The organism is Sphingobium sp. (assembly GCF_035511395.1).
GTDB lineage: Bacteria > Pseudomonadota > Alphaproteobacteria > Sphingomonadales > Sphingomonadaceae > Sphingobium.
Map to the genome: position 1 here is coordinate 1 of NZ_DATKFP010000427.1, position 9,394 is coordinate 9,394.

Sequence of the window (9,394 nt, forward strand, 5' to 3'; positions counted from 1 at the left end):
GAAGGCGCGGCCAAGCACGACATCAAGCCCGAGCTGGCCAACGAGATATTCGACCTGATGGAGAAGTTCGCTGGCTACGGCTTCAACAAGTCGCACGCCGCTGCCTATGCCCTGCTGGCCTACCACACGGCCTGGCTGAAATAGCAGGCCAATCCCTTGCCCTCACGCGGTGGCAGCTGCATTGTGCTCCAGCTCGCCATTTCCGACACTTTGGCGAGGACACCACGCATCCGCTCGGCGCGAAAATTGCCTTCGTTAGGCGCAACCTTCGGCCGGTTCAGCAGGGCCATCTGGAATGCGAGTGGATCCTGGCCGGCCGCATGAGCAAGCTCATCCATGAAAGATTGCATGACGAAGCAGAAGGAATTTGCACGCGGCGCACGCATCGGGCCGGTCGGCAGCCCTAGTGCCATCACACTCTGTTCATAGCGAAGATTGGCCACGAGCCCCGCCGGGAACTCGACGGGCCCTTCGGGGGCATAGGTCGCGCCATAGGCGGCCTTGCCGTTCATCCCGAAGGTCACGAAATGGTTTCGCAGGCCCACCAGTTCTCCCTGCGCGTCGAGGCCTGCGGTCAGGAACTGAAATCCGCCCGGCCGATACATGCCGTGCTGGAAGTCATCCTCCCGGCTCCATAGCAGTTTCACCGGCCGCGCTACCTGCTTCGCGATCCAGGCAGCCTCGACCATATAGTCGTTGGCGGTGCGTCGTCCGAAACCGCCGCCGCAGCGGGTCATGTGGATAACTATGTCCTCCGGCTTCATCCCCAGCACTTCGGCGCAAAAGGCTCGGCCCTGATCCGGGTTCTGGGTCGGAGCCCAGATTTCCAGCTTTCCGTCCTTGTAATGAGCCGTGCAGTTCATCGGCTCCATCGGCGAATGATGGAGAAACGGATAGGAATAGGCCGCCTTGACGAGTTTTGTGGCGCTGGCGAATGTCGCATCGACATCGCCGTCATTTCTCAGCCTCTCCGCGCCGTCCTTCTCGCCCATGGCGGCAGCATCGGCGGCGAAACCCGCGCTGGATTGAGCGCTGGTCGGATGATCGGCCCAACTGATGTTGAGGAGGCCGCGCGCCTTCTGCGTAGTCCACCAATTATCGGCAACGACCGCGACTCCGGGCAGAAGCGTGGGTCCGATCGCTGTAGTCCGCGACGTGGTCAGGCGAAGCGGATCGGCAGCCCCGTCGACGATGAAGGCATCGATGACGCCTTTTACCGCGCGTGCGGCTGCCAGGTCGGCACTCGCGACTTTTGCTCCGAACACCGGTGCCTTCGCGAAGGAGGCATAGACCATGCCCGGCAGCACGACGTCGATCCCGAAGATCGGTTCTCCAACGACAAGCTTGCGGGCATCGAACTGCCGGGTCGGCTGACCGACGATCCTGAAGGAGGAGGGATCCTTCAACGTGACGGATTTGGGATCGCACGGCTCGATGTCCGAACATTGGAGTGCCAGCCGACCATAAGGCAGGCTCCGCTTCGACGCGGCATGGATCACCTTGCCACGGTCGGTGCTACACTCCCCAGCGGGGCATCCCCACTCGCGGGCCGCCGCTCTGATGAGCATGTCGCGGGCGACCGCGCCCACGCGCCTCAACTGGTCCCAGTGCGTCGGCGTGGCGCGCGATCCGGCCGCCCATTGCAGGCCATATAGGTCCGGCCGGCTGTCGGCCTGTTCGATACGAACATTGGCCCATTCGACATCCAGCTCCTCCGCGATCATCATCGGCAGGCTGGTCATGATACCTTGTCCGATCTCCGGATTCTTGGCCATGATGGTGACGATATCGTCCGCGCCGATGCGAACATAGGCGTTGAGCGGAAGAGAAGTGGCTGTGGTCGCAGCGCGCATGGCGGAAGGCGCAAGACCAAAGGCGATCACCAGGCCGCCGCCCGTCATCGAAGCGAAGAGTTGCCTTCGGGACAGGCCCGAGGTCCGGACGGCAGCGCTCATGCTTTCTTCTCCGAAATCTTGGCGGCCGCCTGCAATATCGCCGCCCTGATGCGACGGTAGGTTGCGCAACGACAGAGATTTCCACTCATCGCTTCGTCGATATCGGCATCGCTGGGGTTGGGCTGGCGCTTGAGCAGCGCGGTCGCGGTCATGATCTGGCCTGGCTGACAATAGCCGCATTGGGCGACATCCAGTTCCACCCAGACATCCTGCACGATTCGTCCGATGGGGTCTGAGGCCATCGCCTCGATGGTCATGACCTTGCCTTGCTCAATGCTTGATACTGGCATCGAGCAGGAACGCACGGCTTCTCCGTCGAGATGGACGGTACATGCACCGCAAGCACCGATCCCACAGCCGAATTTTGGCCCTCTTATCCCCAGACCGTCACGCAGAGCCCATAGCAGAGGCATTTCGGGATCGACGTCGACGACTGCAGCCTTGCCGTTGATGTCCAGCTTGAAGGCCACCGGTCCACTCCTATCTGTTCGAATATACGTTCTTTGGTTCCTATATAAGTCGAATCAGGAAGGGCGTCGAGCGTAATCCTGATCTTTTGCGTTTGGTTGATGGGCCGCGCCCCCATCTGGAACCTGCCCCTTTCGGCCGCTGCCAGCCGTTTGCGCCTGAATGGATGCGGGGAGCTGGCATGTGCCATTCAGCGCAGCACTGCGCACCTGCGCCGGGCAGTCCTTGGCGAGATACTGCCATTGACAGCCGGTGATTCTCGATGCAAGAGTGACGTATATCCGATACGACGTACGTATATAGGAACAACGAAGAGAGGATTGCTGGGGCAGACGCGGTTTCGACGGAACAAATCCGCCATCTGTGGGGATCGGAAAAGATCATCGACCCGAACGAATGTTCGGCATCGCCGGATCGGTGATGATGCGGATTTCCCTGGAGTTCCACGACAGGTCGTCAAGCTCCTCGCAGGAGATGCAAGAGATGGATGCAATAGAAATGGTCAACACTGCAGGGGGAGAGAATATGGAAGGCGATTCCATGGAAATTGACCAGGGGAAGCCCTTGCCGCTGACCGGCGTCAGGGTGCTCGATCTCGGGCATGTGTTCCAGGGCCCATATGCCACATTCCTGATGGCGATGGCCGGTGCCGACGTCATCAAGGTCGAACCGCCAACGGGCGACGTCACCAGGAAGCGCGCGCGCGATGGGGACTATCCCTTCCGGGCCCTCAATGGCGGCAAGCGCGGTATCGTGCTCAACCTCAAGACCACTCAGGGCAAGGCTCTGCTGCTCGAAATGAGCAAGAGCGCTGACGTTCTGGTGGAGAATTTCGCCCCGGGTGTCATGGCTCGTCTTGGGCTGGGACCGGACGATCTCCACAAGGTCAATCCGAGACTCGTCTATGCGTCCGCATCAGGATTTGGCGCGACAGGCCCCTATGCGAACAAGCGCGCGCTCGACCTGACGATCCAGGCCATGAGCGGTTTCATGAGCACGACGGGCGAAGCGGGCGGCCGCCCGCTCAAGGCCGGCGCGCCGGTTGCCGACTTCATGTCCGGGGCGCATCTTTATGGGGCGATCGTCACAGCGCTGTACGAGCGCGAGAAGACAGGCGTAGGCCGTGCTATCGAATTGTCGATGCTGGAATCGGTCTTTGCGCCGATGCTCCCGTCGATTGGTCACGTATATTCCAGCAACAGCGTTCCGGAGCGCACCGGCAACCGGCATGTTGCGGACTCCTATGTGCCGTTCGACACCTTCGAAACGTCTGACGGCTGGGTTGCGATCGTCTGCGCGAATGACGAGCATTGGGTAAAACTCACCCAGGCAATGAACCGTCCCGACCTCACCGCGGATGAAACATTGCGGACGTTGCCAGGCCGAGTGGCGCGCATCGAGGAAATCACGGCAGCGGTCACCGCCTGGACCAAGAACCTCACCCGCGAGCAGATCTGCTATCTGTGCGACAAGAACCAGGTGGCGGCGGCTCCGCTTCGCGATGTCATGGAGCTTCTCAACGACGTGCATCTTCGTGAACGCGGTTTCCTGACCGAGCGCACGACCGAAGCCGGCGTCGTCGCCCTTCCCAACAGCCCGATGCGCTATGAAGGCTCTGCGTTGAGAGAGCTGACGGATCCGCCGGAGCTGGGCGAACATACCGATGAGATTCTGCAGGAACTGCTAGATCTCAAGGCAGCGGAATTGGCGGATCTGAGAGCGGCTGGGGCACTCGGATAAGCAGGTAGCGCGGCGGCCGACAGGACCGGCCGCCGCGCGGGATTCGCCCAAGCATCGTTGAGACGATCCTGAACCACGCCCCAATTGGCAGGTCAGGATTTGCCGATGCCGGCTGCATGAATGATGGCGCCTCATCATGAGGCTCTCTCGCCTGGATGTGGGCGTTCGCTTCGCCTGTCGACCGATCGAAGCGCGCCAGCAGCTCCCTTCCTCTTGAAAACAATTGGGGCTCTGCCCGCGGAACCAAGATGATGCAGACTTATATCGCGCCGATCGAGGATTACCGGTTTCTGATGGAGGAGGTGCTCGATTTCGACACCGTGATGGCCGAAATCGGGAAGGATGTCGAATCCGACCTCGCAATCGCGGTTCTCGAGGAAGCCGGGAGGATGTGCTCGGAACGTCTTCACCCGATCAACCGCGAGGGTGATGAGCAGGGCAGCCGACTTATCGATGGCGACGTCCACACCCCGACAGGCTTTGCCGAAGCCTATCGAGACTTCGTGGCCGCAGGCTGGCCGGCCCTCTCGGCCGACCCGGAATTTGGCGGGCAGGGCTTGCCATTCGTCCTTCAGCTTTGGCTGGACGAAATGATGTCCGCGACCAACCTGTCATTCGGTCTGTTTTCCGGCCTGACCCGCGGCGCGAGCGAGGCAATTGTCGCCCATGCGTCGGAGGATCTGAAGAACATATGGCTCAAGCCGATGGTCAGCGGGGAATGGACCGGAGCCATGGCGCTGACCGAAAGCAGTGCCGGAACGGACCTCGCTTTGCTCAAGGCCAAGGCGATGCCCGTCGGCGATGGCAGCTTCGCCGTGACCGGGACGAAAATCTTCATTTCGTCGGGCGACCACGACTTTGGAGGAAATATCGTCCATCTCGTGCTGGCCAGGCTTCCCGACGCGCCGCCGGGCGTAAAGGGCATCAGCCTGTTTCTGGTGCCAAAGTTTCTGGCTGACGAAAAAGGCGATTTCTCGATTCGCAATGCCATGTCGGTCGGTGCCCTGGAGAAGAAAATGGGCATCCATGCCCAGCCCACCTGCGTCATGAACTATGATGGTGCGATCGGATGGCTGGTCGGCGAACCCAATCGCGGCCTCAATACCATGTTCACGATGATGAACGCCGAGCGCTTGTTCGTCGGCATCCAGGGTCTGGGCGTAGCAGGCGGTGCCTACCAGCAGGCTGCGGCCTATGCAAAGGACCGGTTGCAGGGACGTAGCGCTACGACGGGCGATGGGCCGGTGGCCATTATCGAACATGCCGATGTGCGACGGATGCTGCTTGGCATCCGGTCGTTCGTCGAGGCGGGGCGCGCCCTTGCAGGCTGGACAGCCTTGCAGCTCGACCGAGCGCATGGTCACCCGGATCCCGCCGAGCGAATCCGCGCGGACGCTCTGGTTGCGCTGCTCACTCCGGTCATCAAGGCGTCGTTCACCGATTTCGGGTTCGAAAGCGCAGTCCAGGCCCAACAGGTTTTCGGCGGGCATGGCTACATTCGCGAATGGGGCATGGAGCAATATGTCCGGGATGCACGCATCGCCCAGATTTACGAGGGCACCAATGGCGTGCAGGCGATGGATCTGGTTGGCCGCAAGCTGCAGGCGAACGGTGGCGCGACCGCACGCGAGCTTTTCGATATGATCGCAGTCGATCTCGAAGCCGGCGGCGACCGTGTGATAGCTCTTCGAACCCGTGAGGCGCTTGCTCTGCTTCGTGAGGCGACCTCGCCACTCATAGGTGCGGGCAACCATGCGGTCGGCGCTGCTGCCGTCGACTATCTCCATCTGCTTGCGCTGGTCGCGCTGGGATGGATGTGGACGCGAATGGCCGTCGCGGCCGAAGCGGGGTCGACCGAATATCATCGCACCAAGGTCGGCATTGCTGATTTCTTCGCACAGCGGGTGCTGCCTCGCGCTCACGCTCTGGCCGCCAATTTGGGTGCTGGCGAAACCACAGTCATGGCCCTCGATAGCAGCGCCTTTTGAAGCGGGAGACCTGTCCGTAATGACGGTAGAAATAGAACGACGCGGGAATGCCCGAATCCTTCTGCTTTCAAACGGCCCAGTCAACGCCTTGTCCGTTGGCAGCGGTTTCGTAGCGGAAATAGACGCAGCAGTCCTGGACGCGCAGGCGGATGAGGGCTGCCATGCGATCGTCATCGCCGGCAAGGGCAGAATGTTCTGCGGTGGCGCCGACATCGGGGACTTTTCCGGTGGTTCTGAAAAAGTCGACGCGTTGCGACGACTGATCCTGCGCATAGAGGGTAGCCAGAAGCTGGTGATCATGGCCATTCATGGTATGGCGCTCGGCGGCGGCCTCGAATTGGCAATGGCGGGCCATTATCGCGTCGCGTCGCGCGACGCCCAACTCGGACTACCCGAAGTGACGTTAGGCCTTCTGCCTGGCGCAGGCGGCACTCAACGGCTGCCACGCCTGATCGGTGCCGGAAACGCGCTGGACATGATGCTGGCGGGCAAGCCAATTACAGCGGATCAGGCCCTTGCGTGGGGATTGATCGACGATATCGCAGAGGATGATTTGATAGCCGGAGCTTTGGCGATGGCTGAGATGCCGTGGCTGCTCCCACGGCCGACGGGAGCCTTATCTCCGCCCACGGACATAGATACCGTGGTCCAGGCTCATTCGCAGTTCGTCAGGAATGATGCTCTCAACAGGGCACCTGCCTGCATAGTCGACTGCGTGTCGACGATCTCGACCGATCTGGCCGCCGGACTGCAGGCTGAGGCCGGGGCATTCGCAGAGCTATTGTCACAAGAAGCGTCCAAAGGTCTCAGGCACGCCTTTTTCGGCGAGCGAATGGTTTCCCGCCTCCCGGGTATCCAATCGGGGATCGGTGCCAGGCACATCGGGAAAGCAGGTGTCGTGGGCGGCGGCCTGATGGGAACTGGTATCGCCATCTCGTTGCTTAGCGCTGGCATCGCGGTGACGCTGGTCGAGCGCGACCCGAATGCACTTGACCGGGCTGCTGCGACGGTAAGATCCACGATCGAACGCGATGTGGAGAAAGGCAGGCTCAGCGCCAGCGCGGCGCAAAGGGCTCTGGCGATATTCTCGGCATCATCCTCGCTTGAAGAACTGGCTGACGTCGACGTCGCGATCGAAGCGGTCTACGAGGATATGGCAGTCAAAAAGGACGTGTTCGGTGCCCTTGAACGGATCGTCCGGGACGATGCGATCCTTGCAAGCAATACCTCCACCCTGGATCTCGATCGGATTGCATCTTTCGTTGCCGATCCTTCCCGGGTTGTGGGGCTGCATTTCTTTTCGCCAGCCAATGTCATGCGCCTCCTCGAGGTGGTTCGCGGTGCCCAAACATCTCCCGACATACTGATCGCTGCTGTCGACCTGGCGAAGCGCTTGCGGAAGGTCGCGGTGGTCTCCGGCGTTTGCGATGGCTTCATCGGGAACCGGATTTTCGAGGAATATCTCAGGCAAGTCTGGTTCATGCTCGAAGAGGGGGCCAGCCCCGCGCAGATCGATGGCGCCATGGAGAATTGGGGCATGGCCATGGGGCCTTGTCGCACGATGGATCTAGTCGGCCAGGATATAGGCTGGGCGATCAGGAAGCGCCGTGCTGTCGAACAGCCAGATCGTCCCTATTCCCGTGTGATCGACAGGATTTGCGAGCTTGGGCGGTTTGGCCAGAAGACCGGAGAGGGAATCTATGCCTATCCCGATGGCCGAAAGGCGGTACCGGACCCCGAAATCGAACGAATGATTTCGGAATATTCGGCCGAAATCGGCTTGCCCCGGCGATCGATCGGCGATGCAGAGATCGTGGAACGATGCCTGCTGGCAATGATTAACGAGGGCGCCCGGATCGTCGGGGAAGGTATCGCCTATCGACCGGTGGACGTCGATATGACGCTGATCCACGGCTACGGATTTCCACGCGAGCGCGGCGGGCCGATGCTCCAGGGAGACATGATCGGGACATCGAAGCTTCTTGGCCGGCTCAATATTTACGCGCACGGCCGAAATGGCTGGGCATGGAAGCCGGCTCCGCTGATCGAACGGCTCGCCGCGGACGGTGACCATGTCGGCATGCTCAACGAATAATCGCCGCACAGGAGACAGGCATGGATATTTTCCTCGTATCGGCGGCACGGTCCGCCATAGGAAGCTTCGGCGGTTCGTTGAAAGATCAGCGCCCCGGCGAGCTGGCTGGATTCATTGCCAGCGCCGCCATCGAGCGCGCCGGACTTGAGGCCGGCCTCGTCGGAAATTTTGTCCTCGGCAACGTGATCCATACCGAACCGCGTGATGCCTATGCCGCGCGCATCGCCTCCATCGCAGCAGGCATGCCGAAGGAGGTTCCCGCCTTTACCGTCAACCGGCTTTGCGGTTCGGGGATGCAGGCGATCGTATCGGCCGCTCAGTCGATCATGCTGGGCGATTGCGCGATCGCCGTTGGCGCCGGCGCGGAAGTCATGAGTCGCGCTCCCTATTTCCTGCCTGCCGCACGGTGGGGACAGAAAATGGGGGACGCCCAGCTTCTCGACGGACTGGTCGGGGCACTGACCGACCCGTTTCAGGCCATTCATATGGGGATCACGGCGGAAAATGTCGCCGAGCGCTTCAGCATAACGCGCGAGCAGCAGGACGCCCTTGCCCTGGAAAGCCAGCATCGCGCGGCAAGGGCGATCGCTGAAGGCCGGTTCAGCAGTCAGATCGTGCCACTCACGATCGAAGCGCGGCGCAAGCAGACGACATTCGATACCGACGAATATGTCCGCACTGACGCCGCAGCGGACGATTTCGCCAAGCTCAAGCCCGTTTTCAGGAAGGACGGGTCAGTCACGGCTGGCAATGCCTCGGGCATCAATGATGGTGCCGGAGCGGTCATTCTGGCCAACGACGTCGCCGTACGGGATCATGGGCTCAAGCCAATGGCCCGGTTGGTCGCTTATGGCCACGCGGGCGTCGATCCGGCCTATATGGGCATCGGCCCCGTACCGGCGACCCGCATCGCTCTGGAACGCGCGGGATTGTCGGTTGGAGATCTGGATGTCATCGAATCCAACGAGGCATTCGCTGCTCAGGCCTGCGCTGTGGCGCAGGAGCTCGACTTCGATCCTGCGAAGGTCAATCCAAACGGCAGCGGCATTTCACTGGGCCATCCGATCGGCGGCACAGGTGCCATCATCGTTACGAAACTTGTCTACGAGTTACAGCGTGTCGGCGGGAAATACGGGCTGGCAACGATG

Annotated in this window: 6 protein-coding genes; 4 read left to right on the plus strand and 2 right to left on the minus strand. The window is 61.2% G+C overall.

From position 1 onward, the window contains the following. Positions 1-119 precede the first annotated feature (119 nt). Both VMR39_RS28645 and VMR39_RS28650 read right to left on the minus strand, forming a co-directional pair. On the minus strand, positions 120-1,955 hold the full coding sequence (locus tag VMR39_RS28645) for a xanthine dehydrogenase family protein molybdopterin-binding subunit (protein ID WP_325421639.1): 1,836 nt from the start codon (positions 1,953-1,955) through the stop codon (positions 120-122). Continuing rightward, positions 1,952-2,425, minus strand: coding sequence for a (2Fe-2S)-binding protein (locus tag VMR39_RS28650; RefSeq protein ID WP_184269275.1), 474 nt, complete (start codon positions 2,423-2,425; stop codon positions 1,952-1,954). The genes VMR39_RS28645 and VMR39_RS28650 overlap by 4 nt, the downstream gene beginning before the upstream one ends. A gap of 394 nt (positions 2,426-2,819) precedes the next feature. On the opposite strand from VMR39_RS28650, the gene VMR39_RS28655 reads away from it, so the two are divergent. From VMR39_RS28655 to bktB, 4 genes are all read left to right on the plus strand, one after another. Then, positions 2,820-4,163, plus strand: a complete 1,344-nt coding sequence (locus VMR39_RS28655) for a CaiB/BaiF CoA-transferase family protein (RefSeq protein WP_325421642.1) — start codon at positions 2,820-2,822, stop codon at positions 4,161-4,163. Positions 4,164-4,414: 251 nt separating this feature from the next. Next, positions 4,415-6,151: an acyl-CoA dehydrogenase C-terminal domain-containing protein gene (locus tag VMR39_RS28660; RefSeq protein ID WP_325421648.1), complete on the plus strand. Its 1,737-nt coding sequence runs from the start codon at positions 4,415-4,417 to the stop codon at positions 6,149-6,151. Between the two features lie 19 nt (positions 6,152-6,170). Continuing rightward, the gene (locus VMR39_RS28665; protein ID WP_325421644.1) at positions 6,171-8,246 is read left to right on the plus strand and encodes a 3-hydroxyacyl-CoA dehydrogenase NAD-binding domain-containing protein; all 2,076 of its coding nucleotides are present in this window, start codon (positions 6,171-6,173) and stop codon (positions 8,244-8,246) included. A 20-nt stretch (positions 8,247-8,266) separates the two neighbouring features. Further along, the coding region (gene bktB / locus VMR39_RS28670) for a beta-ketothiolase BktB (protein ID WP_325421646.1) at positions 8,267-9,394 on the plus strand (1,128 nt) is incomplete at its 3' end.

Coding starts and splice junctions, on each gene's coding strand:
- VMR39_RS28665 (WP_325421644.1), top strand. CDS start 6,171: ATGACGGTAGAAATAGAACGACGCGGGAATGCCCGAATCCTTCTGCTT.
- VMR39_RS28660 (WP_325421648.1), top strand. CDS start 4,415: ATGCAGACTTATATCGCGCCGATCGAGGATTACCGGTTTCTGATGGAG.
- VMR39_RS28655 (WP_325421642.1), top strand. CDS start 2,820: ATGTTCGGCATCGCCGGATCGGTGATGATGCGGATTTCCCTGGAGTTC.
- VMR39_RS28645 (WP_325421639.1), bottom strand. CDS start 1,955: ATGAGCGCTGCCGTCCGGACCTCGGGCCTGTCCCGAAGGCAACTCTTC.